The organism is Desulfuromusa ferrireducens, assembly GCF_055389805.1.
The window spans coordinates 1,430,990-1,456,292 of sequence record NZ_AP042415.1; the positions used below are offsets into that span (position 1 = coordinate 1,430,990).

A 25,303-nucleotide genomic window follows, 5' to 3' on the forward strand; every position below is an offset into this window, starting at 1 on the left:
TATCGGAGAACCTGCAGCAGAAGGAATTATCCTTCGCCGTTGTGAAACACCACATCGGCGTTTTCAGCTTCCTGTAATTTCATCAGCTTAGTGGAAGAACCTTTTTCATGTTTAGCTGTAAGACGGTCACGGCTGATTTGTCTCGTTTTTCGGCCACGTCGGTTGTTGGCTGGATCAGTTGATCTTCGTTCAGTCTCCCCTATAGTCCGGCCATGACCAATGATCCGCCAATAACAATAAGGAGGGAAACGGGAAGTGTGTCTGCCGGGTCCATGACTCTGATTTTGCTTTGTGGCATTTTTGATACCTTCGGGGTGGTTTTTCTGTGGTCTAAAGTTGCCGCCCTGTGGTCTTGAGGTTCCCTGGGTTGTCTGGTGATAGAAAGTCGCTATGAGCAGGCGGTAGGGCCAATGCCGCCAGACCAATAACGCTACCCAGCACCTGTTAGAGTCGCTAAGCGGTGTTAGCGAGCGGATCAAAGTCAAAGACTTCATTAAGGGTCGTAGTAGTAAAGCGCTTTTCATACCCGACTTATTTACTTGTTTTTCATGGTAGTATCTGGTAATTTTTAAAATTGACTCGTTCTAATATTTCGGAGAGGGATGAATGTGCTGAAAGAGAGGATCCAGGCAAGACAGCAACTTGACTATGGATTCTCTTATAAGCGGATTGGTTTTCGGTCGCTCCTGCTGATCTTTTCTCTCGTCCTGCTGCTGTCCTTCTCCACGGCAAGCCTGGCGGCAGACGCCACCTCTCAGGGATACCTCAGTGTTTCTTTCCTCAATCAGCAGTTAAAAATCATCGCTCCCTACAGCGGGGACGACAACGCTAACAACACCCTCCTTATCGAATGGGACGAGGACGGTGGCGACTGGGAAACCCTTCTCGGCAGCAACCAGTTTGTTCACTCTGCAAATCCTTATGCCTATACGATCTCCGGGCTTACCAATGGAGCGCTTTACCAGGTTCGTTTGACTTGGCAGGATGCCGACAATTCACCCGTCGAGCAAGTTCGAACCCAAACTGGTCTGACCCCCTATGATCCCCATGTCCACAATTCTCTTTCCACCGGCTCTCCCAAATGGGGAGGTTCCTGGGGCGTTGCCAATAAGCAGTATGGTGAATTTACCTGCCAGACCTGCCATGGCAAGGGCTCAGCTAACATCAAATTTATAAAAGAAACCATCACCACCCCAGATGGTTCCGCTTGGAGCGGACCTGCGGATACCAGTGTCAGCGTTTCCTTTACCGACACTCAAGATGGGGTATTGGGTTTTGGCGATGATTCGGACGGTCATTTGGTGTCAGATCGAGCGTGCGAGGTCTGCCACAGTCAAAACAAGTTCCACAACTACAATGTGGCAGACAATAGCGGCGGAGACACGAGTCATTACAATGGCGAAGATTGTATCTTTTGTCACAGGCATAATGACGGTTTCAGACATGGCGGCAATGGTACAGGCTGTGAAACTTGTCACGGTCACGATGCCAACTATGAATACAGTCCTGGAGAATTCAGTGCCGGAAGCGGAAGTTTTCTAAGCCATTCTACGCATACCGAGGGTGATGCAGATGATCTAAAAGGACCGATACTCGGCTGTGGAACCTGTCATGACGTCACTAATTTCCCTTATTTTAAAGACGATGACTTTAGCGGTGTTCCTCTCAGCGTCGATTTTAATGGTGATGGAAAACTCAATCTTGCTGAAACAAATGTCTGTGACAGATGTCACAGTATAGAAGGCCCTGTAAATGGCGTGGTAGGCGCTGCAGTCGGCGCGAAGGACAACTGGGACACAGGCGTTTATACCGGCGAGTCATTAACTGCCGGTAAAGAGCTATGGTGCATCTCGTGCCATGATTCAGGTCGATCGACGCTGGGTGGTTATCAAGCGCCAGATGTAGCCGGTGATAACGACATCTATGGGTATTACCAGTCAGGGCACGGTGCCTTCGCTTTGCAATGCGATGCGTGTCATGGATTGACCATGAGTCATAATTTTGATGGTAAGAAAACCTACGCCGAGGCCTCCAATAACTACAAAGACGCGTACCGGCTGATTGACGTCGGCGGTCAGGACCCGATGAATATCCCTGGCAGTGGAATCTCATGCGCGACTTACACTCCCGACAACTATCGTCTCTGTTTTTCCTGCCACAGCGAAGAAGCATTGCTCAGTGATACCAGGGCCGCAGGAGCTTATGGCTGCACGAGCAACCCCTACAAGAGTGCGGCGAGTATTACTACCGGGTTTCGCAATACGGACGCTGCTGGTTATGGGGCCGCGCCGACTAATATCCACTGGGACCACCTGGCCGATGCGAATTCCAGTTGGTGGCATTCGGAAGGGCCCAACCAGGGCACCGCTTTTTTTTCCTGTCCTACCTGCCATAACCCACACGGAGACGCACTCGGCGGCAACGCCACCAAGAGGATGACCCACAGCGATTTTGAAATCGTTTGGGGCAGCGACGGTGTCGGCGATTACGGCCAGGTCGGAGCCGGTGGTTCCTATGATGATCGTTGCTCGGTGGCCTGCCATGCCGTAGACACCAAGTACTACCGGGGCCATCCACCGACCCTGGACAGTATTTCCCTAGCTGATAACGACAGCGCTGATCCGGCTGCAGCTAATACCGGTTATACCAACAGCCAGTCGGTGACCGTCACCCTTAGCAACAGCGGAACCACGCCGACCCACATGCAATTTGCCGAGGATTTCGGCTTTTCGAGCAACGTGACCGGCTGGGTCGCCTTTAACTCGACATACACCTATGCCTTGAGCGCCGGCGAGGGGAGCAAAACGGTCTACGGCAAAATCAAGTCCGGCGATGGCCAGTCAGCCTCCCTGAGCGCAACCATCGTCGTGGATGGCACCGATCCGGTAGTCGGCAGCAGTGCGTTGACCGCACCGAACGGTGCCGAGACCTGGATTCAGGACGCCAGCGAGAACATCATCTGGACTCCGGGGGAGATCAGCGACGCTAATCTGAAGGATAGCCCGGTTTCCCTGGCTTATTCGACCGACAGTGGTTCCAGCTTCCCCAACGAGATTGCCAGCGACGAGGCCAACGACGGCACCTATCCCTGGAGTGTGGCGGTGGAGGAAACTGCAACCGTCCAGGTGCAGCTGATCGCGACCGATAAGGCAGGCAATCAGGGCTCTGACCAGTCCGATGTTGATTTCACCATCGACTCGGTGACGCCGGTACTTGCCAGCATATCATTGGCTGACAACAACAGTGCAGATCCGGCCGCGGCTGAGGTCGGCTACAGCAACAGCCAGTCTGTCGCGGTGACCCTGTCCGTTGCCAAGAACCCCACCCAGATGATGCTGGCCGAGGATTCCGGCTTTAGCGTCAATTCTACCGGCTGGATCGCATTCAATTCTAGTTACAACTACGATCTCACCGCCGGAGACGGCACAAGAACCGTTTATGGCCGGGTTAAAAATGGTGCAGGTGAGTCAGGAGATAAGAGCAACACTATTATATTGGATACGCTAGACCCAGATATCCAAACCGACACCCTGAGCGTGCCTAATGGCCATGCCACTCGCTACTTGGCAGATTTTTGGGAAAAAGGCAGTAGTGAGGCGATTGCGTGGGATAGTACCGATATCAGTGATCTTAACCTTAGCGTCAATCCAATTTACATAAGCTATTCTGCGGATTCCGGCACGACATGGTCAAAAACACTTGCCAGCGCAGAAGCTAACGATGGCTCTTATGATTGGAACATCACTGAAGCGATAACACATTATTCCAGAATCCGCATAGCTGCCCGAGACAAGGCTGGCAATGAGGGGACGGACGATTCAGACAATGACTTCAATGTCAGTCCACCCTTTATCATTACCAACACCAACGATTCGGGCGCCGGCAGTTATTATCAGACGGGAGTCGATTCACAGGCGATAATTAACAGTGCCGTCTGGTTCAATATCCCGGCAGGGTTACTGACCAACGGCGTCGCAGTGATTAATCGAACAACTGCGGAACCGTGGATCTGGCATGGCACTGTCATCGATGGTACTTCGCAGACTGTCTTGCGTGGTGATACGAATCCGAATGGCCCGGAAATCAGAGTGCACAAGGCCGGCGGCAGCGTTAATAAGGGCCTCGCTATATCTGGACGCTCGGTCACGGTAAGAGGGATGCAGTTCACAGGGTTCAGCACGGGAATTTTCAGTATGGGCGATGATACCGCGATTGAATCTTGTCAGTTTGGTTTTTACTCGAATTCTTTAGGTTACGGCTCTGGTCCAAATATAGTTGATCTTGACCTTGATAATATAAGAGCTATTGTCAATAACGGCAATTATTCTGCATGCTCAAATTATGGAATTATGCTCAGCGGAAGCGATGCGCTCATCGCCAATAATACCTTCGGCCGTTATCCGAACGGTACATTATGCGCAAACGGAACTGCAGTTTATGTCGGTGGCGTCGGAATGAACGCTCAGATTTTAGATAACATTCTTCTCAGCTCGGGTTATGGCATCACGATGAATTCAAGCGCCGGCGATGCGGTTATTCAAGGCAATCAAATTGGTGTTGTCTATGAGGGCGGTAGCTGGACTGATGTTGCTGGACCGGTGTCCGGCATACGCATCAATACTGGAGGACGAGGCCATCTGATCGGCGGACCTTCGGTTGCCAGCTCTGACACGGATCTCAGAGATAGCAATGTTATCGGCGCAAACACCAATGGGATATGGATCGAGGATTCGCAAGATTCTGCGACCGATATTCATGGCAACTTTATCGGAACCAATCCTGAGCAGGATGAGGTTTTTACCGGTAGCGTAGGACTCAGGATCGGAGCTTTCAATGGCCTGGCTGTTGGTGGTAGTGGTGCGGATGAAGCTGGAAACGTTATTGCCAACATGAACCAATATGGAATCACATTCGATAGTGTCGGTAATTATTCGGATTACCATAAGTTCAGCAGAAATTCATTCTACAATAATGGTGATGACACTGCGGATGACGCTATCTACCTGAATACCGACGGCAACGGCGCCATCGATCGACCTGTCATAGAGAGTGTGACCACAACAACGCTAAGCGTAAGCAATGTTTCCGGCGGCTGGGATGCGCCTTCTGCTGATACCGTTGAGGTCTTTCTCGCTGATTTCGGTGGGACCGAATACGGTGAGGGCAAGACATTTATTACGTCAGCGGTAGTTCCGATCGGAGAAATCACGCTCGATGTCGATATTTCAGGAGCCGGTATAAGTTACGGTGATTGGGTGACAGTCACCACGACCGGTCCCTATAAAGGAACCTCGGCATTCAGCGCAAATGTCAGACTCTCGGGACCGGCTGTGCCGACCCTGACCTGGACCGGCGAGAGCAACTACACGACCGACGGTGTCGATCCTGACAGCGGAGCGCAACTCGGCAACTTCACTTTCCGCGTTGAATATACAGATATCGACAATGACTCACCATGGCCTATCGAGGTTTGGATAGACGCTGACGACAATGACACCTATGCGGCAGATGAAAAATTTTCCATGACCGCAGTGGATAGCGGCGATGTCGATTACACGGACGGGAAGCTGTATACCTACAGCATGATCTTGCCATACACCGGAGACGGTATACTGAAGTATCGCTTCAACGCCTCAGATGCAAGATCAGCTGCAACCGGTACTCCTGCCGCAGATAAGACGGTTACGGTCGTTAATGCTGCTCCCGACACCCCAGCTATTGCAACGCCGACAAATGGCGAAATTGATGTTCCACAACCGATAGTCTTGACTGCATCTGCCTTTGTAGACGCAGACGCCGCCGATACGCACCAATCCAGCCAGTGGTTACTCAGTTCTGTTTCTGGCGCGGCGTTTATCGATAACCTGCTGTATGACAGCGGCGCGAATGAGGCAAGCAATCTTCATGTTCCTGCCGTTTCTGTGACGAAAGGAACGACTTGCTACTGGAAGGTTCGTTATCAAGATCAGCTTGGATCGTGGTCGGCTTACTCCGCGGAAGCCAGCTTTACACTGATCGATAATGTCATACCGAATACGCCGGTACATATTTCACCAGCAGCCGGTGCCGTAGATGTGGATCGGCAACCGACGCTTAGCGCAGAGGCCTTCCTCGACACTGACGTCGGTGACACCCATCTCGGTAGCGTGTGGCAAGTGAGCACCGCCAGTGGCGACGATTTTGTCAGTGGAATAGTCCATAACAGCGGTATCGTTGCCGCCTCAACGAGCTACGTCGTTCCTGTGCTCCTGGACTTAGGTCAAGTTTATTACTGGCGAGCTCGCTATCAAGATGACAAAGAACAATGGTCAGCCTTGTCTGCAGATACGATGTTTACGACCACCAGTGTGGTTACCATGTACCATTTCGAGGAAGGCAGCGGCACCGTCGCCTCGGATTCAGTCGGTAGTAATGATGGCACCATTCGCAACGGAACCACCTGGACCACTGGTTATTCCGGTCAGGGCCTGCTTTTTGATGGCGTGGATGATGACGTAATCTGGAGTTACGCCGCCGGAAAACCAGCCAATGACTTCGCCATCGAGGCAATGGTCAAGGCGACCACGACACACCAGATTTCAGCGGCTACGGATCTTGAAGCGACTGTTGGAACCGGTGGTACCAGCGGTCAGAAGTATCTGTTTGAACCCACTTTTGCCGCCGGCACTGACGCCGGTGCTGGAATCTCGATGGGAACTAACGGGATTTCCGTGTATGAACATAGTGCTGGGTATATGCCGCCATTAGCGGTTTACGATCCTGCCGCCAAAAGTCCGATGCAGCCGCAGTTGGGGACAGGCTGGAATCATGTCGTCATCAGTTATTCTGATAAACAACCACGGATCTACTTAAATGGCGTTCAGGTCCACACTGGCCTGACCTCGCTGAAGACAAACGTGTTTGCTCCAACCTGGCTAGGTCGTGGTGGATACGGAGCTTTTGCTGGTACCGTCGATGAGGTGGCAATCCACGGTAAGGCCTTGACGCAAACAGAGGTACGGCAACGGTGCATAGATGTGGGTCCATGCGCTTCGCTTGATCTTGATAACGACACGGTGATTGATAACGTCGATAACTGCGTGCTTGATTATAACCCAGATCAGGCTGATCTCGATGCTGATGGCGTAGGCAACGTCTGTGATTATGTCGGCTTGTGGATGATGAATAATGTTCCCGGCTCGAGCAGCGCAATCGATGAGACGGGAAATAATGACGGTACCATCAGCGGGACTGCCTTCTTTGATGCCAATGAAGGGGTCGCTGGTACTGGCGGACTAAAATTTCAAGGGACGACTCAGGTTTCTACCGTGCCGAATGTCTTAAATAACCGAACTGGCGATTTCAGCATCTCTGCCTGGCTAAAATTCCCGACTGGGGCCATAAATCCTACATGGAGTTTAGGCAAAGGGACTCCTTGGACTGAAGCTGGTTTCGGTGTCGCCCACTGGGTGACAGCTGATGCACCGGTACCGCCAGGTTTATACCTCAATGACGGGACTGAAGTTTTTAATGATCCGGTTTGGGAATATCCGCACCGCATATCTTTGTACGCAAGCAGCATTCCGCGTGGCACGTGGGGCCATTTTGTCTGGACTATTGACCGGACCAACCATGTCATGAAGGTCTATAAGAATGGCCAGTATGAAAGCCAGATTGATATTTCTATTTTAGGAACCAATGCACTCTCCGATGGCAGTGATTTTCATTTCGGTCAGGCTAACGCTAATAATTACTATTACGGATCAATGGACAATGTCGCCCTCTATGATTTTGTTCTGCAGCCCGGAGACGTGCAGGCCCGCTGCGAAGCCGATTCTGGTGTCGGTAATTGCCCATAGGGCGTGGTTATTCGGAACGTTCAAACGTCCGTCTCAGACTATCTATGAGACGGACTGCCCCTTCGGGGCACAAGTCATTGTCGGTGGCCTCTAAACTTATTTTCTTTAAATTCCTCTGGATAAATAGCGCTGCGCCTTTTTTTCTTGATCATTTTTGCAGGAAATCATCTCTTATTTTACGGTACTATTTAGAACAAGGTTTGTTGAGGACGTCTTTTCGTCTCAGTTGCTTCGCTGAAGGTTGGATACTTTCGTCCATGGCTAAAACAGTGCTGTTTCTGTAGCAACACTTCGAACGGATTAAAAATAGATGGAATCAATACGTGATCTGTATCGCATCGGCACCGGTCCTTCCAGCAGTCACACCATGGCTCCACGCATTGCTGCCGAAGATTTTCTGCGCCGGCAGCCGGATGCGGCAAAATATAAAGTGACCCTGTTCGGCAGTCTGGCGGGCACCGGACGCGGGCATTTGACTGATAAGGCACTGGAAGATGTTTTTCAGTCCCATGTTGTCGAATTGATCTGGGCGCCAGAAAAGTTGCTGCCATTACATCCGAACGGAATGCGCTTTGAGGCTTTTTCCGCTGGTGGTGATCTGCTTGCCGCTTGGGACGTTTATAGTGTCGGGGGGGGGGCTTTGCTCGATCCAAACAAAGGGGAGCTGCCGGATCCCGCCCGCCCTGTTTACGATCTCCACTACATGGAGGACATTCTTAAGCATTCTGTCGAGACCGGTGAGTCTTGTTGGGAATATGTGCTTTCTCGCGAAGATGATGACTTTTTCGACTATCTGGATGAGGTTTGGCAGGTCATGTCCAAAGCTATTGAGCGTGGTCTGCAAAATGTTGGCGTGCTCCCTGGCGGCCTTGGTGTCGCTCGCAAAGCGCATGCTTTTTACCGTAAATCCTCGCTCTATGGTCCTCATATCAAGCTTCACGCTCAGGTTTGGGCCTATGCTCTTGCCGTCTCGGAGGAAAATGCCTCAGGTGGGGTCATTGTTACCGCTCCGACTTGCGGAGCGAGCGGGGTCCTGCCCGCGGTGTTGCGTTATCTGCACGAAACCCTTGAATGTAGCCGGGAGGATATCCTGCGGGCCTTGGCAACCGCCGGTCTGGTTGGCAATCTGGTAAAGCACAACGCCTCGATTTCCGGTGCTGAGGTTGGCTGTCAAGGGGAGGTCGGGACCGCCTGCGCTATGGCGGCTGCTGCGGCGACCCAGTTGCATGGTGGGTCGATGCGACAGATCGAATATGCTGCCGAGATGGGACTGGAGCATCACCTTGGACTGACCTGCGATCCGGTCAATGGTTTGGTGCAGATCCCCTGTATTGAGCGCAATGCGCATGGGGCGACCAGGGCCCTGAGTTGTTGTCACTTCGCACTGCTATCCGGCGGTGAACACAAGATTACCTTTGATGAAATTACCGCGGTGATGAAAGAGACGGGTCAGGCCTTGCCGTCGCTCTACCGGGAAACCGCCGCCGGTGGGATTGCCGAGGCCTTCCGCAAGCGGAAAAAGGATTAGACTTCGTTGTCTGCCTCAATCGCTATCAATGAAGTGATCGGCCACGGCAGGGGCGGGGATTTTTTATCTTCCCGAAGCGGCAAAGTGCCTTTTCGCTGAATCGTTCAAAAGAGCCGGACGCTCTGCATACGGCCAAGCGCCGTTTCAATTCTGCGCTTAAATATGAGCATTTCACATTTCTGCAGAAAATGATAAAACCATCTCATGCCATTATCCTGTCTGCCGCTTGAAACTGCCGGTCATGCGGGCTGCCTGTTTGCTCACCCAACGTTATTGAGACTCACCGTTGCTGTTTGTTAAGGATAGGGAACATGCGGTACCAACTGTCTGACCTGATCGATCTCCCCGCCGTCCAGGCGATGATGGAAAACCTGTACGTAGCGGCGGGGATTCCGGTGGGGATGGTCGCTGTCGATGGGACGCTGTTACTGACGGCGGGTTGGCAGGACATCTGTCTCAAGTTTCATCGTCAGCATCCGGTGGCTGCTCAGCGCTGTTGGGAGAGCGACGCCTCTATCGATCGCTACTTGAATGGCGATATTGAAATGCCTTCCTGTGGCTACATCGAATACATCTGTCAAAACGGCATGGCCGATGTCGCCATGCCGGTCATTATCGAAGATGAACATCTCGCCACCCTGTACCTTGGTCAGTTCCTCTATCAGGCTCCCGACGAAGATTTTTTCCGCGCTCAGGCCCAGGAACACGGCTTTGACGAGGGAGACTACCTCGAGGCGTTGCAGCGGGTACCGATCTTCTCCCGTCAGCGGGTTGAGGAGCTCCTCGCCTTTTACTCCCAGTTTCTGAACATGCTCACCGCTCTGGGACTGGAGCGGTTGCATTATCTTCAGGCACAAAAGGAGTTGGAATACCGGGAATCCTTCGAAAAGCTCATCGCTACAATCTCTACCCGGTTCGTTCAGCTTCCTTCTGAGCAGATTGATCAAGTTATAGATCTGGCGTTGCGCGAACTCGGCGAGTCTATCGGCGCGGATCGCAGCTATGTCTTTCTGCGCACCCCCGACGGCGAGCATTCGAGCTGTACCCACGAGTGGTGTGCCGAGGATGTTCCGCCGAGCCGGGAGACTAAGCAGAAACTCAGGTTGAGCAGCCTGCCCTGGTATCTGGAAAACATCACCAGTCAAAAGGGGCTTTTGGTGCCGCGGATCGCCGATCTGCCCTCCGAGGCGCGGGCGGAAAAGGAGGCCTGGCAGCAGCTCGGCATCCGCACCCTGCTCGTGGTGCCGATCTACCTGGCCGAGCAGCAGATCGGTCTACTCGGCTTTGACGGCGTGCATGCGCACAGGGACTGGGACGACGACACCCTGAACCGGCTTAAAACTGTGGGTGAGATCTTCGGCAACGCCATCTCCCGGCAGCGCACCGATATGGCCCTGCGCGAGAGCGAGGAGCGCTTTCGGACAATTTTCGAGAGCTCGGCGGTCGGTATGGCGACCTTTACCTCCGGCAGCAACTTTGAGCATGTCAACCCGGCGCTGTGCCGGTTCCTCGGTTACAATCGGGACGAGTTGCAGCAGCTCAGTGTGGCTGCAGTGACCCATCCAGAGGATCTTGAGATAACCGGGCAGCTGATCGATGCGGCTAAGGCGGGACAGCGGCGCTCTTTTGATATGGAAAAGCGCTATCTGCGCAAAGACGGGTCCACGATTTGGGGGCGGGTTTCAGTCGCCTATCTTAACAACAGCGAAAGCGTGCCGATCCGGTCGGTTGTCATGGTCCAGGATATCTCCGAGTGCAAGGCGGCGCAAAAGAGTCTGCAGGACAGCGAGGAGCGGCTGGCGTTGGCCCTGCAGGTCTCCAACGAGGGGGTTTATGACTGGGACCTGATAAGTGACGTGGTCTATTTTAGCCCCCGTTACTACACCATGCTCGGCTACCAGCCGGATGAGCTACCTCCTTCTTTCGAGACCTTCGCCAAGCTCCTGCATCCCGCTGACCGGGAGGAGTCCGTCGCCAGGGCAAAGGCGATGATTCAGACCGGCAGGCCTTTTGAGCTCGAGTTTCGAATGCTCACCAAGACGGGCGAGGTCATTAATATACTCTCTCGCGGCAAGGTGGTTGGCTTCGATTGTGCTGGTCGTCCTCTGCGCATGGTCGGAACCCATATGGACATCACCGAGCGCAATCTCTATCGAGAACAGCTGGAGAAAAGCCGGGCCCGACTGGTTGAGGCTCAGCGGATTGCCGGCGTGGGGAGCTGGGAGTCGAATCTGGAAACCGGCGAAATTTCCTGGTCCGACCAGATGTATCGTCTGGTCGGGCATAATCCCCAGGAATTTACCCCCTCGGCGGCAAAACTTTTCGAACTCATCCATCCCGAAGATCAGGCCGCCCTGCAGCAGGCTTTCGATCGGGCTTTGGGCGGGGAGCGTGATTATCGTCTGGAACACCGGGTTATTCTTGACGACGGCAGTCTGCGTTATTTCGATGTCCAGGGGGAGGTCGTCTTTGCCGAGGATATGGCTAAGCCGGTGCGGGTTGTCGGGACCACGCTGGATATCACCGAGCGCAAGCAGGTTGAGTTGGCTCTGGAAAAGAGCCGGGCCCGCCTCGAGGAGGCGCAACGGATAACTCACCTTGGTTACTGGGACTGGGACGTAAAAAGCGGAGAGCTCTTCTGGTCGGAGGAGATTTTCAGGATGTTGGGGCTGGATTCGCAAACCTTTACCCCTGATTACCAGGCCTTTTCCGAAAAAATACATCCCGACGATCGTGCTGATACCGATCGTGCGGTGCAGCAGGCACTGGCGGGCGGTGGTCTTTACCGTCTGGAGCATCGCATGCGCCGAGTAGACGGTAGCTTTCGCTATCTTCAAGAGCTTGGAGAAGTCTTCTTCGATGAGGCCGGAGATCCGCTGCGGATAGTGGGGACGACCTTCGATATCACCGAACGTAAACGGGCCGAGGAGGCGTTGTGCCAGAGCGAAGAGCAGTTTAGAAGTCTTTCGCAGGAGTTCCAAATCCTGCTAGATGGCATCCCCGACGTGATCGTTCTGATTTCCCCTGATTTGAAAATTGTCTGGGCCAACCAGGCGGCTGCGGCTCTAACGAGCAAGCCACCAGCTTCTCTGAGCGGTGAAATCTGCTACGCGGCCTGGCACAATCGCACCTCGCCCTGTAATATCTGCCCGGTTGTCGAAGTGTTTCAGAGTGGGGAGATCATCGAAAAGTCTTTTTCCAAGCGCGATGGCAGCAGCTGGAGCCTCAAGGCCATTCCCCTGAAAGACGAGGGCGGTAAGGTGATAAACGTCATCGAGATCGCCAGTGACGTGACCGAAAAAACCCGCCTGCTGCAGAATGCGGAACAGGCCAGTCGTATGGCTTCGCTGGGGGAACTCTCGGCCGGGGTCGCTCACGAAATCAACAATCCCAATGCCTTGGTTCAATTGAATGCGACGATGTTGAGCTGGATGTTGCCGCATGTGCAGCAGATCCTGGAAGATCGCTATCTGGCTAAGGGGGACTTTTCGTTGGGTCGACTAGACTACTCGGATCTGCGGGATAGGATTCCCCAGTTGGTTTCCGGGATTGCGGATGGGGCAAAACGGATCAGCCGGATTGTCGAAGATCTGAAGGGCTTTGCTTATCCGGCCCGTTGCAGTGAAGTGGAACCTCTGGTACTCAACGATGCTGTGCAAGCGACGGTCCGGTTGACAGGTAGTAACATAAAAAAAGCGACGGATAATTTTCAGGCTATCTACGGCGAGGATTTACCAAAGGTGATGGGCAATCGACAGGGGATCGAGCAGGTCATCGTCAACCTGCTGATCAATGCCTGTCAGGCGTTGCCAGAGAGAAATAAAGCAGTCTGTATCTCAACCCGCCTGGATAAAAGCACAGGAACTGTCTGTGTCGAGGTTCGTGATCAGGGGGTGGGAATCTTGCCGGAACAACTCTCCCATATCACTGAACCCTTCTGTACCACCAGGCGGGAGGTTGGTGGAACGGGGCTTGGTCTTTCGGTTTCGTCCCGTATCGTCAGGGAGATGGGTGGTTGCCTGGACTTTTCTTCAACACCCGGAAAAGGGACGCTCGTGACTCTAAGCCTGCCTGTCTGTAAGGAGATTTGAGTGTAATGGAGAAAAGACTTTATCCGGCCCTGCCGGTGTTGTTGATTGATGACGAACAACCCTGGCTGTGCAGTTTGGCTCTGGCTCTGAAAGGGGCTGTGGGGATCAGCAACGTCATCACTTGTTACGACGGGCGTGAGGCGATGGGGATTCTAGAGCAGCAACCTGTCAGCCTGATTCTCCTCGATCTGACCATGCCACACCTGGGCGGCGATGAACTGCTGCCGCTGATTGTCCAGGAGCATCCGGGAACCCCGGTGATTATCCTGACAGGCATGAACCAACTGGAGATGGCGGTTACCTGCATGCGCAAGGGGGCCTTTGATTATTTTGTCAAAACCACCGAAGAAGAGCGTTTGATGGCCGGGGTTCGCCGTGCTCTGGAGGTGGTCGAGCTGCAGCGTGAAAATCAGGAGCTCTCCAGTCGGATATTGGGAACCAGCCTGCACCATCCGGAAGTCTTTGCTCGGATCGTCACCGGGGATCGGAAAATGCAATCGATTTTCCGTTACGTTGAGGCGGTTGCCCCAAGTCGTGAGGCGGTGCTGATCACCGGAGAAAGCGGCGTTGGCAAGGAGTTGGTCGCCCGCGCAATCCACCGCCTGGGACGACCGGATGCCCCCTGGGTCGCGATCAACGTGGCCGGCCTCGACGATCAGGTCTTTGCCGACACCCTCTTCGGCCATGTGCGGGGAGCCTTCACCGGGGCCGAACGGGCCCGCGGTGGCATGCTTGAGCGGGTCGCTGACGGAACCCTCTTTCTCGACGAGATCGGTGATCTTAGTCTGGCCAGCCAGGTCAAGCTGTTGCGGGTGCTGCAGGAAGGGGAATACTTTCCCGTCGGCAGCGATGCTCCGCATCACACCAGCGCGCGCCTGGTCTTTGCCACCAACCAAGATCTGGAGGCCAAGATCGCCGTCGGTCAGTTTCGCAAGGATCTTTATTTTCGTCTCTGTAGCCACCACATTCATATCCCCCCGTTGCGGGAACGGCGTGATGACCTGTCCCTGTTGCTCGATTTTTTCAGTGCCGAGGCGGCAAAATCTCTGGGAAAGGCGACGCCTGCCTCTACCTCCGGGTTGGTTCCCCTCCTTAAGGGCTACCCTTTTCCCGGTAACGTCCGTGAGTTGCGGGCGATGGTCTACGATGCGGTGAGCGTTCATCGCCGCGGTGCTCTCCCCGTAGGCCCATTTCGAAAGGCTTTCCCTTGCTCCGGCCCCGCGCCCTGCGCTGACGTGTCGGGGCCGTCTGCAGAGGATGTTGACAGCCTTTACGCAGCCCTCGAAAATCTTCCGACCCTTAAAGATTCTACCAGGCTCTTGGTCACCGAAGCGCTGCGACGCAGTGGCGGCAATCAGACCGTTGCCGCTGGACTCCTTGGTGTTTCCCAGCAGGCTCTGAGTCAGCGCTTGAAAAAATCGCAGGACTGATACGCGCCAGAAGGTCACAACTATACTTGTTCTACAACCTTGGTTGTATTTTTAACTTCTCCATATCGAGCAGCCTTTTGGCACCTTTTCTGTGCCTAACTACAAGTTATGTTGTTGTCTGGCGTCAATTACTAAATCTTCTGTCTTCATAAAAACCTACTTAATTACGGGGTATTAGGCGGTTATACGTTTTGGCTGCATGCTTGCATTGTGGAAAGGGTAGTGACTGCTTTTAGTTACGATGATTTCTCTGCCTAGGGGGGTGCTATGCCGAATCCCAAAATACTTCTTCTTGATAGCAATGCGGAATTTCGCCGGACACTCACCTTTTTGCTGACGACGACGGGCTACACCGTTACGTCCGTAGCCGATGAACTTGAGGCGTTGCACAGCATCCTTCTTTGCGACGAACCGTCTGTCGCTTTCGACCTGCTGGTTGTTGGTCACGGTCTGCTCGGTAAAGAAGGGGCGGCCTTTATCCAAGCCTTTAGGACGATTTCTGATTTTCCACCGATTCTGGCGATTGATCACGGAAGTGGGGTGAACTTCGTCTTTCCAGAGGACTGTGAAGGGGCTGTTCCCGAGGTGACCAGATGTCCGCCGGAGGACATTCTGCAGGCTATCACCAGCCTGTGCACCTCTCCGTGTTGAACGTCTCCGCTGCTCGCTACTAGGGAACAGGTAAATTACTCAAGAGGCCAACCCGTAATGGAAGAACACGCCTTATTGGTAAAAGAGGTCGAAAAGGCGTTAAGCCTGGAACGTCCGATCCTGCAAAACAAAGGCAGTGATGTTGAACTGTTATCGGTCACCAAGATGGGTGTCATTAAAGTCCATCTCTCAGGGAGCTGTCGTTTATGCCGCCATGAACGGATCGCAACACTGCTCAATATTGAGGCCACTCTGAAGAAGAATATTCCATGGATAAAAGTTGTCATTGAAAACTAGCGGCTGACAATCCTTGTAAAATTTCACCCGTTTTTAGTTCATTCCGAAGCGATAACTCTGCCGTTAAGGGGGGGGGGGAGGGCGATACTGAAGGCGTGCGCGAAGCTTTGGTGGACAAGGCGGAAATGAAAAAGATCATCGACTATACCAATCCACTACCCTTCTCTTATGCCCCCAACAAGGGCAGAAATTTCAATGGGTCACTGCTGGCCGAGATCGATGGGTCAGAAGCCCTGGCCGCAGTCACGTCCCTCGAGTGGTGCCTTGGGGGTTTTGCCTTACTCTCATTGGGGGCGGTCGTTGCTACCCTGTTGATCGCTCGTTCCATTTCCCGACCTGTGGTTCCGGTGGGTTGTCTCGCCGATGAGATTGCCTCCGGTCGCAACGAGGGATCCGATTCCGGTCAAGCTTTGTCGCAGGGAGCTACAGAATCAGAACGTATTCTGGAGGAGAAGATCGCACCCCTCAACCAGGTTTCCTTGCAGTCAACTGGCACCGCAGATCATGCCAACAAGCTGACGACTGAAGTTCGCGCCGCCGTGGCGGAGGAGCTTTCCGGGCAGGCCGAGCAAATGCGGCAGATGCTGCTGCGCTTTAACTTGAAGGGGCAGAATAACAGTCAGCGAACTTCGTCTTCAGCGGTCGCGCAAAAGATTGAGTGGGTCCCGGAGTCAGCTGCCGCTTCGGTCAATAACATCCAGTCGCAGATCCCGCTTGATGCTAGCGAGTTCGGAAAATTCTGAACACAGAGACCGCAATGGCTGAGAACTGATTGGCATCCGAGCAACATGTGGACCGGCGATCACAGCCAGGCCAAAAATCAAGCTAGCGTTCAGGTTAAGTCAGTAGAGCAGAGGCGAAGGCATCATCGAAGAGTATCGCTGGGTTCGAATCTCTCGCGGTGTGCAATTAAAATTGACGGGTTACAGGCTTTTACCTGTAACCCGTTATTCGTTTGTATGGAAAAGAGTTACGGCTACAGAAGTTTATAGCGAGTCATGGGGCGTTTGTTGGCAGGGGCCGGACAGAATAGTGTGCGCAGTACGAACGGTCCACTTTTGGCTTGGCAGTTGCGCATGGTCAAGGGGGGGAATGAATATAATATTTATGCCGATTATTTTTCTTATTCACCCTCAAGAAAAGCAAAATACACATATGTTATCAGCTGGTTACGGGTTTTCTTTCGGTTCAGGTTAGCGGATTGAGTGGTTGCTGGTGTATGGCTTTCGTATACAATCGACTGCATCTAAACGCAACAATATTAGCCTTTTTGAAAAACATTGCGGCACAGAAACAGTAAGTTAGGGTCGTTTGTGGAATTGCCTTTCATTGTTGGCACGATCACTGCTTTATAGGAAAGACAAGAAACAACGAAGCTAAGACAGCAAGTTAATTTATAGTTACGGAGGTCACCATGAAAAACATTCTGCGCATCGCCCTTATCGCCCTGCTTACTTGTTCCACATCTGCTTTTGCTGCTGACACAGTTGCAAGTAGTAGTGGTGGATTTCTTCTCTCGCTGTTTATCGGATTCTTTGCGCTGATTCTGGTTTTTCAGATTGTCCCCGCCGTTTTGATGCTTATCGGTATGGTTAAAGGGCTTGTTGGGCAGGAATCCCGCGCTCATAACTAAGTTTTTCGCGGACTGGATCTTTTTGTAGAAAGGTTGGAAATTATGCAAGGGCTACTGATTGCAAATAAAAATAGTGATGAGCGGGATCAGTTGGCCGGTATTTTCAGCGATGATGCTTATCAGGTAGAGACGGCGGATTCTGTGGCCGATGGTCTGGAGGGGATTCTCAATAAGACAACCCAGGTGATTGTGTTGGCTGGTGAGTACGATGAGCAGCACATCGCCAAGTTGATCCCTTTGTTGAGAAAGTGTAATCGGCATCTCTCAATTATCTTGGTCACCGATGAGATCCCCATCAACTTGCTGCGCAGAATACGCAAAGAGGGAATTTTTTACCACGCGCTTGCTCCGGTCGGTGAGGCCGGTCGCGAGGAGATACATCAAGCTGTAAACTGTGCTTTCAGAACTTATCAGGCGCATATTAACGCGCCCAACACCATATCCTTTAAGGAGAAAACCATGTTAAACGCCAAGTCACTGTTCACTACTCTGTCGCTCGTACTTCTCTCTGTCCCAGCTATGGCTGCCGATACCAGCAAGGTTTACAATAGCGGTATCCTGGTGTTGCTGTTCGTTGGCTTCTGCGCCCTGCTCGTTGTTGCGCAACTGCTGCCGGCGGTGATGAATCTGTTCGGGATGACCAAAAAAGCAGCGAAAAATGCCTCCCGCAAGAGCATGTATGCCGGAGCCAAAAAGAACTAATTTTAAAGTATCGCTTCACCGCAATATTGAATGTAAGGACCCCGGTAAGAAATTGCCGGGGTCTTTTACGTTTTGGTGGTGGAAAAGGTTTAGCTCAGTATCCGGCGATAGACATCTTCTATGATGGGACGATATTCGGGCATTTCATGCAGTGTTAGTCGCTGCGAGAGGGCTTGGGGGATTTTTGGGTCAAAGGGGATTCGGGCAATGATTTCGCCACTAAATTCGGACACACTGGCCTCTATTTGCCTGCTGAGTTGTTGGTTCGAGCCGCTTTTATTGATGATGACCCGATGGGGCAGGCGAAAGCGTTCCACCAGTTGTGCCAGGCGACGGTAATCGGAGAGTCCGCTGAGGCTTTCTTCCAGAACCACTAGAACCTGCTGGGTGCCGGTCAGGCTGGAGATGGCCTGGCAGCTGGTGCCGGGTGGGCCATCGATCACGATCTGCTGGATTTTTTGCTCCGTGGCCAGTTCTCTGGCTTCTGCGCGAATAGCGGCAATCATTTTCCCGCTGTTATCTTCTCCGGGGATCAGGTCGGCGTGGATCAGGTGGCCGTTGTCGATGTGGCTCAAGTAGGTTTTTCCTGCCAGATGGGGAACCATGTTGATTGCTGCGCCAGGGCAGATCCAGGCACAGGCCGCGCAGCCTTCACAGCCATCGGTCACCTTGAAATCCGCTTGTGTTGAGGCGTCGATGGCGTCAAAGGCACAGATTTCTGCACAGCTCCCGCATTGAGTGCAGGCTTTGGTATCGATGCGGGCGACATCCATACCGAAGAAATCTTTTTCTTCGAGCTTGGTCGGCTTGAGCAGGATCGGCAGGTTGGAGGCGTTAACGTCGGCGTCAACGGCCACTATCTCTGGAAATAGCTGGATCAGGGCTGCCGTAATCGATGTTTTGCCCGCCCCCCCCTTGCCGCTTAAAACAACCGTCTGGCGGATCATGCAAAGAGCCCTTGACTTGCCAGAGCCTGTTGCAGCGTTTGCCGAACCTGACCAGCGGTCTGACTGAGAATCTCCCCGCGCAGCAGGATGTTGCGATATTCCGCCTTGAGAGGGATGGATGCGGCGAGCCGCTGTCCGCGCTGTGCCAGTATTTTGGTCAACGGCAGGTCTTCCTGGGATTTGTTGGCCAGGATAAGCAACTGTTTCTGCATCTTTTCGAGGATCTCCAGGGTTTGCCGCATGTCGTGGAGGCCAAAGGGGGTTGGCTCGACAACGACCACCACCAGGTCGGCCGGCTTGATGGCTGCGACCGCAGCACAGGAGTTGCCGGGTGGGCCATCGATGATGGTTGTTTTCTGTGGATCAATTCGTTGGACGATGTGCTGGATCAAAGCTGTCGCGCGGGTAGAGCCGATGGCCAGATCACCAATGTGCACCTTGGCGTTGCTGCGCGCCGAAAAGCCACTGCGAATTTCACCGATCGGTGTCGCCCGGTAGCTGATTGCCCCGCTGGGACAGACTTCGCGGCAGAGGTTGCAGCTATGGCAGAGGGATTCATTCAGGTAAACCTTGTCCAGCAATTTATAAAGGGCGTTAAAGCGGCATTCCCGGGTACAGGCGGCGCAGCCCGCGCATACGGTCGTGTCAATCTTGGGTTGGCGCGTTGACACTATGTGGGTGTCACAGAAATCAGGTTGCAGGAAGTATTCGCCATTTGGAGCATCGACATCAAGATCGTAGTAATCGGCACTCAGGATATGCGCCAGGGACGTGGCAACGGTGGTTTTTCCAGCACCACCCTTGCCACTGACCACTGAAATAATCACCCTAGGCTCCGCCACCGCAAACCTGATCCTGTTGGATCGGGCCAAGTTGTCCTTGCAGGTAGGCGGTAATGGTTTCTTGCACGGTCTCTCCTTGTCCAGAATAGACTTGAATACCTTCTTGCAAAAAGCCGCCCAGAGGGCGCCCACCGATCCCGGCGACAACGACTTTGTTGACATTCCAACCTTTGAGCAACTGGACAGGGACCAGGCAGCCGCCGGTGACATGGCCACCATTTTTCATCGATTGAACGGTGACAATCTCCTGCTCGGCAATATCAACCAGCGTGTAGTAGGCACATTTGCCAAAGTGGCCGGAACGGAGTGCCGTCAAGCCTTGGTCACTATCGGCAGGAATCGCCATGCGAATTGCCCCGGTTGTTACTGGTTCTGCGGGGGGTATTTCGACTTCAGGTTGTTGGTTGGCTGCTTGACTCGGTGCGTTGTCGCGCAAAGCATTGGAGAGGACTTCTTCGACGCTGCCGCTGACGTCCTCGACGAATTTGATCCCTGCCTTTTCCAGCGCTTCGGCCGCTTTGGGTCCGACCTTTCCGGTATAGACGATTTGCACCTTTTCTGCAGAAAGTAATTGGGCCGCTCCGGTTCCTGCGCCGTTGCTGGCATCAACTCCCTTAGCGTTGTCGTGGGCGTAAACTTCCATTGTGTCACTATTGGCGATCATAAAAAACGGTGCCCGACCGAAACGGGAATCGACGGGCGAGTCTATGCGTCCTTCTTGAGCGGTTACGGCAACAATCATTTGGTATCTCCTTAAGCAGAGGTTAGGGGCTACAATTGTTATGTGCATATGCACAATATCGACGAGTAGAGTTGTTTGTCAAGTCGGTTTTGTTGCTGAGCGTGGTAAGCGTGTTTATTCATCTCGATGGCTGTCGAGGCCGCACAAACCTTGGCTTGTGCGGCCGTTCGCCGCGGTTGACGGGGGGACTTTGGGCTTGTTTTTTCAGGTTCGTCGTGATATTAACAGATCCCCTTCGCATGAAGAGTCAGGTGAGGCTGGACGGGTTAGGATGAGTTCTTTGGAGCAGGATCAGCATTTTATGCAGCTTGCCATGCAGGAAGCTGCTGCTGCGGAAGCTCTGGCGGAAGTTCCGATCGGAGCCTTGGTGGTTAAGGATGGTCAGGTTATCGGTCGCGGCCACAACCTGCGCGAAACTGATCAGGATCCAACCGCCCATGCTGAGATGATCGCCATCCGTCAGGCAGCAGAATTTCTCGGTTCATGGCGCTTGATCGATTGCACCTTGTACGTTACGTTAGAGCCCTGTGTCATGTGCATGGGCGGGATCATTCTGGCGCGGATACCTCATTTGGTTTATGGCTGTCGCGATCCCAAGGTCGGCGCGGTCGGTTCGATTTACAATTTTTCAACCGATGAGCGTTTCAACCATCAGGTGCAGGTCAGAGAAGGGGTGCTGCAGCAAGAGTGCAGCGAACAGCTAACCAATTTCTTCCGCACATTACGGGAGCAAAGAAAACAGAAAAAACAAAACAATAAATAAGTATGGAGGGGTGTCCGAGAGGCCGAAGGTGACAGACTCGAAATCTGTTGTGGCGTAAGCCACCCGGGGTTCGAATCCCCGCCCCTCCGCCATACTTTAAAACGGGAAACTGCCAAAAGGCAGTTTCCCGTTTTTTTTTGTTTCATTTATTCCTGCTGCCACATCTGTCCAGATAAATTGATCTGCTTGCAATTCCTCCCCCTCTCCATTAGGATTCCTTAAAGGCTTTTTTCGTGGAGGCAAGCATGTCCAGTTTCGACCGTCGACAGTTTATCCGCAGCGCTTTTCAGGGTGCTATCGCCATCGGTAGTTTGCCGGTTCTCGAGCTGTTTTCTTCCCCGCTGCAAGCTGCAGAAATTACCACCATGGCGGTGCGCAAGGGCCAGGATATCTCGCTGTTGGTTAAGGAAACCTTGGCTGCCCTTGGTGGTATCGGGAGGTTTGTTACTCGTGGCGACCGGGTTGTGGTCAAGCCGAACATTGGTTGGGATCGGACCCCGGAGCAGGGCGCAAATACCCATCCCGAAGTGGTCAAGGCAGTGGTCGAGCATTGTTTGCAGGCTGGCGTGGCGCAGGTACAGATTTTTGATAACACCTGTAACGATCCGCGCCGTTGTTACCAGCAAAGCGGGATTCAGACTGCGGTCGAAGCGTTACGCAGCGACCGGGTGCAGATTGAGCATATGGATCGGCGTGCCTACCAAAAAGTTGCGATTGCAGATGGGCGTGAGCTGCGCAGCTGGGAGTTTTACCGTCCGGCGATTGAGGCGGACCGCTTTATCAATCTGCCGGTGGCCAAAAACCATTCAATTTCAAAACTGACGTTGGGGATGAAAAATATCATGGGGGTGATCGGTGGTAATCGTGGTCGCTTGCATCGGCGCATCGACGAAGCGGTTACCGATATCAATATGGTCGTTCATTCTGATCTGACGATAATTGATGCCACACGGATCATGCTGAAAAATGGCCCGCAGGGGGGGCGGTTGGAGGATGTGCAGTGGCGCAACACCTTGATTGCTTCGAGCGATATCGTCGCTGCCGATAGTCAGGCCGCGACCCTGTTCGGTTATCGACCGGATGAGATCCCGACCATCGTTGCTGGAGCCAGGCGTGGTCTTGGTCTGATGGATCTTGCGCGGATTAAACTGGTGTGAAAATAAATCCTGCCAAAAAAATACTGCGCCGCTGGGTGCAGCTTTTTTGCCTGTTCGGCTTTCTCTGGCTGTTTTTGCAGACCGAATACCGGGGGCTGGATGAACTGCCCTATCCGGTCAGCCTACTGTTTCGCCTCGATCCATTGGCTGCGCTGGCCGATCTGGCGGCTCCCGGACCTTTCAGTTGGCAATCACTCTGGCCGGCGCTGGTGCTGTTGATTCTGACCGCTATCTTCGGCCGGTTTTTCTGTGGCTGGATCTGCCCGCTGGGAACAAGCATCGATGCCAGTGGCAAGCTGACCGGTCGTGGTGTACATCGATCATCGCGCAGTTGGCGACGGGTCAAATATCTACTGCTGTTCAGTTTGACGGCGGCCAGTTTTGGCGGCCTACAGCTGCTCGGGCTGTTTGATCCGTTGGCAATTTTTTTGCGTTCTCTGACCCTTGCCCTCTACCCGGCCTATAACCTGGGGATGAACGGCCTCTTCGATCTGGCTTATCAGCATGATGTGCCGTTGGCCTCTGCGGCACTGAATGCTGCTTACCCCTTCTGGCGCGATAACCTGATGGCGTTTTATCAGCCGAGCTACACCTTGGGCCTGTTCACGCTGCTGGTGTTTCTGACGATTTTGCTATTGGAAAAGGTTGAGCGGCGCTTCTGGTGCAAAAATCTTTGTCCCTTGGGCGCGCTGCTTGGGCTTTGCAGTAGCCGCGCGTTGCTGGTGCGGCAACCGGATGGACTCTGTACCGATTGTCAAAAATGCGTCACTGATTGCCGGATGGATGCCGTCGCAAAACAGGGGCAGAGACCGGGTGAATGTATCGAATGTCTCGATTGTAGCGACTACTGCCCGCAGCAACGGGTGCAGTTCGTGTTGACTGGTCAGCGGCGGCAGATCTCTATCGACCTGTCGCGTCGCGACCTGCTGGTTTCTCTATCTGCCGGGGCGCTGATGGCACCGGTTGCACGGATAGCGCCGCAGAGTTATAAGCTTAATCCCTACCTGATTCGGCCGCCGGGCGCGGTGGCCGAAGCTGAATTCTTGCGGCGGTGTGTCCGTTGCGGTGAATGTATGAAGGTCTGTATTGGTCAGGCGCTGCACCCGGCGCTGTTTGAGGCAGGAGCGACCGGCTTGTGGACACCGCTGCTCATGGCGCGGCTCGGTTACTGCGAATACAATTGCACCCTCTGCGGACAGGTCTGTCCCACCGGGGCCATCGAGAACCTTGCGGTTGCGGAAAAACGCAAAACCGTTATCGGGCTGGCGGTTTTTGCCAAGGATCGCTGTCTGCCATTTGCCCGCGGTGAGGAATGTCTGGTCTGTGAAGAGCATTGTCCGACCGGTGAAAAGGCGATCACCTTTACAGAAAAGGTTTTGCTGGTCGATGGCGTCGCGCGCAGCATCAAAATCCCACAGGTCGTCAGCAGCAAGTGCATCGGCTGTGGAATCTGTGAAACCCGCTGTCCACTGGACGGGGTCAGTGCCATCCGGGTGATCAACGAGATAGAGACCCGCCGCCCACAATCGCTGCTCGGCAACAGTGGGAGCTACGGCTGATTGGTCGGATAACCACTGGTTTTTATTGCGGTGATTGCTGTAGGTTCAATTTTTTGCTATTTTATGGGAATCTTTTCCCGCTGTGAGGGTGTACTTTTTGTCGCGACTTATTCCGTTACTGTTGATACTCAGCTTGTTCGCTTGCAGCGAGATTCCCAGTGATAAGGTCTATTCGCTAAAGTTGGCTGCGGCGCCGACCGTTTCAGACTGGCAGCGTGCGCCTTTGCACAGCGTCAGTGTCGGCGGTGGACGTTTGCACAAGGTGGAGCTTTTTCCCGATATCGATCAGGATACGGTGCACACCAGCACCGCATCCTGTCATCATGGTGCGGCGTTACCGGAACCGATCCCGGTTGCAGTCCGCTCTTTTTATACTGATAGCGACCTGTACCTGCAGTTATCATGGCGCGATCCGACCGAGGATAAGTCAATTCGTCAATGGCGATTCGACGGTTCCGCATGGCGGGCCAGCGGCGGCCTGGAGGATGGTTTGGGAATTCTCTGGGGCGACCCGCAGACAGTCAAGCCGTTTAGTTGTGCCCGCGCTTGTCATCTGGATGATTTTGCTGTGCAGGGGGCACGGTTTCATGCTGAAAGCCGGATGAAGCTGGAGCAATCTGAGGGCATTCTCGATCTCTGGCACTGGAAGGCCCAACGGACCGGGCATTATGCCTTTGCCGACGATCGCTACCTCGATCAGGAAGGGATGCACGGCGATTTGACTGGTGAACTGTTTAGGGAAAATTCTCAAGCGTTGCTGCACAATGATGGAGACCTAAAGCCTTTTGCGACTGGTGACCAGCCGCTTTACAGCGTCGAGGGAAAGCCGTTCAGCAGTGGTTTTATCCCGGCAGGAACGACCGCTCCCGGGTATTTGACAGAGATCCCCGCTGGCGATCGGGCTGATATCGCCGCCGCCGGTCACTACGCCGACGGACGCTGGACGTTGCTGTTGCGGCGCGCGCTGAAGACCGGCTCGAAGCGTGACATCGAGTTCGTTCCTGGACAGGAAGTTTCTTTTGGTTTGTCGATTATGGACAATACCCTTTACGATCATTATGCCTCTAAATATGCACAGACCCTGCTGCTGGTGCCGTCCGGGGAATGATAGTGTGGAGAACTA

The 25,303-nt window shown here is 53.5% G+C and carries 16 protein-coding genes and 1 tRNA gene; 14 read left to right on the forward strand and 3 right to left on the reverse strand.

All coding sequences use genetic code 11. The features are described from left to right. Positions 1-602: 602 nt before the first annotated feature. From ACZ5PT_RS06615 to ACZ5PT_RS06655, 9 genes are all read left to right on the forward strand, one after another. A complete protein-coding gene (locus ACZ5PT_RS06615) occupies positions 603-7,838 on the forward strand; it encodes a LamG-like jellyroll fold domain-containing protein (RefSeq protein WP_464266020.1) in 7,236 nt (2,411 codons plus the stop codon). A gap of 310 nt (positions 7,839-8,148) precedes the next feature. Then, positions 8,149-9,366 (forward strand): L-serine ammonia-lyase, iron-sulfur-dependent, subunit alpha, encoded by a 1,218-nt coding sequence (locus tag ACZ5PT_RS06620; protein ID WP_464266021.1) that lies wholly within the window; start codon positions 8,149-8,151, stop codon positions 9,364-9,366. A gap of 311 nt (positions 9,367-9,677) precedes the next feature. Then, positions 9,678-13,457 (forward strand): PAS domain-containing protein, encoded by a 3,780-nt coding sequence (locus ACZ5PT_RS06625; RefSeq protein WP_464266022.1) that lies wholly within the window; start codon positions 9,678-9,680, stop codon positions 13,455-13,457. 5 nt (positions 13,458-13,462) lie between these two features. Continuing rightward, positions 13,463-14,887 carry a sigma-54-dependent transcriptional regulator gene (locus ACZ5PT_RS06630; protein WP_464266023.1) on the forward strand — a complete coding sequence of 475 codons (1,425 nt, stop codon included), beginning with the start codon at positions 13,463-13,465 and terminating at the stop codon, positions 14,885-14,887. A 267-nt stretch (positions 14,888-15,154) separates the two neighbouring features. Continuing rightward, positions 15,155-15,538 (forward strand): response regulator transcription factor, encoded by a 384-nt coding sequence (locus ACZ5PT_RS06635; protein WP_464266024.1) that lies wholly within the window; start codon positions 15,155-15,157, stop codon positions 15,536-15,538. A gap of 57 nt (positions 15,539-15,595) precedes the next feature. After that, entirely contained in the window at positions 15,596-15,835 is a 240-nt protein-coding gene (locus tag ACZ5PT_RS06640) for a NifU family protein (protein WP_464266025.1), read from the forward strand. Positions 15,836-15,930: 95 nt separating this feature from the next. Then, complete coding sequence (locus ACZ5PT_RS06645) at positions 15,931-16,578, forward strand: hypothetical protein (RefSeq protein ID WP_464266026.1); 648 nt, start codon at positions 15,931-15,933, stop codon at positions 16,576-16,578. A 671-nt stretch (positions 16,579-17,249) separates the two neighbouring features. Further along, a complete protein-coding gene (locus ACZ5PT_RS06650) occupies positions 17,250-17,468 on the forward strand; it encodes a hypothetical protein (protein WP_464266027.1) in 219 nt (72 codons plus the stop codon). A 42-nt stretch (positions 17,469-17,510) separates the two neighbouring features. Continuing rightward, positions 17,511-18,170 (forward strand): response regulator, encoded by a 660-nt coding sequence (locus ACZ5PT_RS06655; protein WP_464266028.1) that lies wholly within the window; start codon positions 17,511-17,513, stop codon positions 18,168-18,170. Positions 18,171-18,259: 89 nt separating this feature from the next. On the opposite strand, the gene ACZ5PT_RS06660 is transcribed toward ACZ5PT_RS06655, so the two are convergent. Genes ACZ5PT_RS06660 through ACZ5PT_RS06670 form a run of 3 tightly spaced genes read right to left on the reverse strand, consistent with a single transcriptional unit; the run spans position 18,260 to position 20,701 of the window. Next, positions 18,260-19,117 (reverse strand): ATP-binding protein, encoded by an 858-nt coding sequence (locus ACZ5PT_RS06660; RefSeq protein ID WP_464266029.1) that lies wholly within the window; start codon positions 19,115-19,117, stop codon positions 18,260-18,262. Beyond that, the gene (locus ACZ5PT_RS06665; RefSeq protein ID WP_464266030.1) at positions 19,114-19,944 is read right to left on the reverse strand and encodes a 4Fe-4S binding protein; all 831 of its coding nucleotides are present in this window, start codon (positions 19,942-19,944) and stop codon (positions 19,114-19,116) included. Before ACZ5PT_RS06665 ends, ACZ5PT_RS06660 begins: the two co-directional genes overlap by 4 nt. A gap of 1 nt (position 19,945) precedes the next feature. Further along, positions 19,946-20,701, reverse strand: a complete 756-nt coding sequence (locus ACZ5PT_RS06670; RefSeq protein ID WP_464266031.1) for a NifB/NifX family molybdenum-iron cluster-binding protein — start codon at positions 20,699-20,701, stop codon at positions 19,946-19,948. Positions 20,702-20,972: 271 nt separating this feature from the next. Here ACZ5PT_RS06670 and tadA point away from each other — a divergent pair, with 271 nt between their 5' ends. The 5 genes from tadA (at position 20,973) to ACZ5PT_RS06695 (ending at position 25,288) form a co-directional block, all read left to right on the forward strand. Then, positions 20,973-21,464: a tRNA adenosine(34) deaminase TadA gene (gene tadA / locus ACZ5PT_RS06675; protein WP_464266032.1), complete on the forward strand. Its 492-nt coding sequence runs from the start codon at positions 20,973-20,975 to the stop codon at positions 21,462-21,464. Between the two features lie 4 nt (positions 21,465-21,468). Beyond that, positions 21,469-21,556 (forward strand) — tRNA-Ser (locus ACZ5PT_RS06680). A gap of 153 nt (positions 21,557-21,709) precedes the next feature. Further along, the gene (locus tag ACZ5PT_RS06685; RefSeq protein ID WP_464266033.1) at positions 21,710-22,621 is read left to right on the forward strand and encodes a DUF362 domain-containing protein; all 912 of its coding nucleotides are present in this window, start codon (positions 21,710-21,712) and stop codon (positions 22,619-22,621) included. Continuing rightward, positions 22,618-24,180 carry a 4Fe-4S binding protein gene (locus tag ACZ5PT_RS06690; protein WP_464266034.1) on the forward strand — a complete coding sequence of 521 codons (1,563 nt, stop codon included), beginning with the start codon at positions 22,618-22,620 and terminating at the stop codon, positions 24,178-24,180. Before ACZ5PT_RS06685 ends, ACZ5PT_RS06690 begins: the two co-directional genes overlap by 4 nt. 97 nt (positions 24,181-24,277) lie before the next feature. Next, complete coding sequence (locus ACZ5PT_RS06695; RefSeq protein ID WP_464266035.1) at positions 24,278-25,288, forward strand: ethylbenzene dehydrogenase-related protein; 1,011 nt, start codon at positions 24,278-24,280, stop codon at positions 25,286-25,288. Positions 25,289-25,303 lie beyond the last annotated feature (15 nt).

What these genes read in the sequence shown, in the direction of transcription:
- tadA (WP_464266032.1), top strand. Translation starts at nt 20,973, where the DNA reads ATGAGTTCTTTGGAGCAGGATCAGCATTTTATGCAGCTTGCCATGCAG.
- ACZ5PT_RS06615 (WP_464266020.1), top strand. Translation starts at nt 603, where the DNA reads ATGAATGTGCTGAAAGAGAGGATCCAGGCAAGACAGCAACTTGACTAT.
- ACZ5PT_RS06650 (WP_464266027.1), top strand. Translation starts at nt 17,250, where the DNA reads ATGAAAAACATTCTGCGCATCGCCCTTATCGCCCTGCTTACTTGTTCC.
- ACZ5PT_RS06635 (WP_464266024.1), top strand. Translation starts at nt 15,155, where the DNA reads ATGCCGAATCCCAAAATACTTCTTCTTGATAGCAATGCGGAATTTCGC.
- ACZ5PT_RS06660 (WP_464266029.1), bottom strand. Translation starts at nt 19,117, where the DNA reads ATGATCCGCCAGACGGTTGTTTTAAGCGGCAAGGGGGGGGCGGGCAAA.
- ACZ5PT_RS06655 (WP_464266028.1), top strand. Translation starts at nt 17,511, where the DNA reads ATGCAAGGGCTACTGATTGCAAATAAAAATAGTGATGAGCGGGATCAG.
- ACZ5PT_RS06630 (WP_464266023.1), top strand. Translation starts at nt 13,463, where the DNA reads ATGGAGAAAAGACTTTATCCGGCCCTGCCGGTGTTGTTGATTGATGAC.
- ACZ5PT_RS06625 (WP_464266022.1), top strand. Translation starts at nt 9,678, where the DNA reads ATGCGGTACCAACTGTCTGACCTGATCGATCTCCCCGCCGTCCAGGCG.
- ACZ5PT_RS06620 (WP_464266021.1), top strand. Translation starts at nt 8,149, where the DNA reads ATGGAATCAATACGTGATCTGTATCGCATCGGCACCGGTCCTTCCAGC.
- ACZ5PT_RS06685 (WP_464266033.1), top strand. Translation starts at nt 21,710, where the DNA reads ATGTCCAGTTTCGACCGTCGACAGTTTATCCGCAGCGCTTTTCAGGGT.
- ACZ5PT_RS06670 (WP_464266031.1), bottom strand. Translation starts at nt 20,701, where the DNA reads ATGATTGTTGCCGTAACCGCTCAAGAAGGACGCATAGACTCGCCCGTC.
- ACZ5PT_RS06640 (WP_464266025.1), top strand. Translation starts at nt 15,596, where the DNA reads ATGGAAGAACACGCCTTATTGGTAAAAGAGGTCGAAAAGGCGTTAAGC.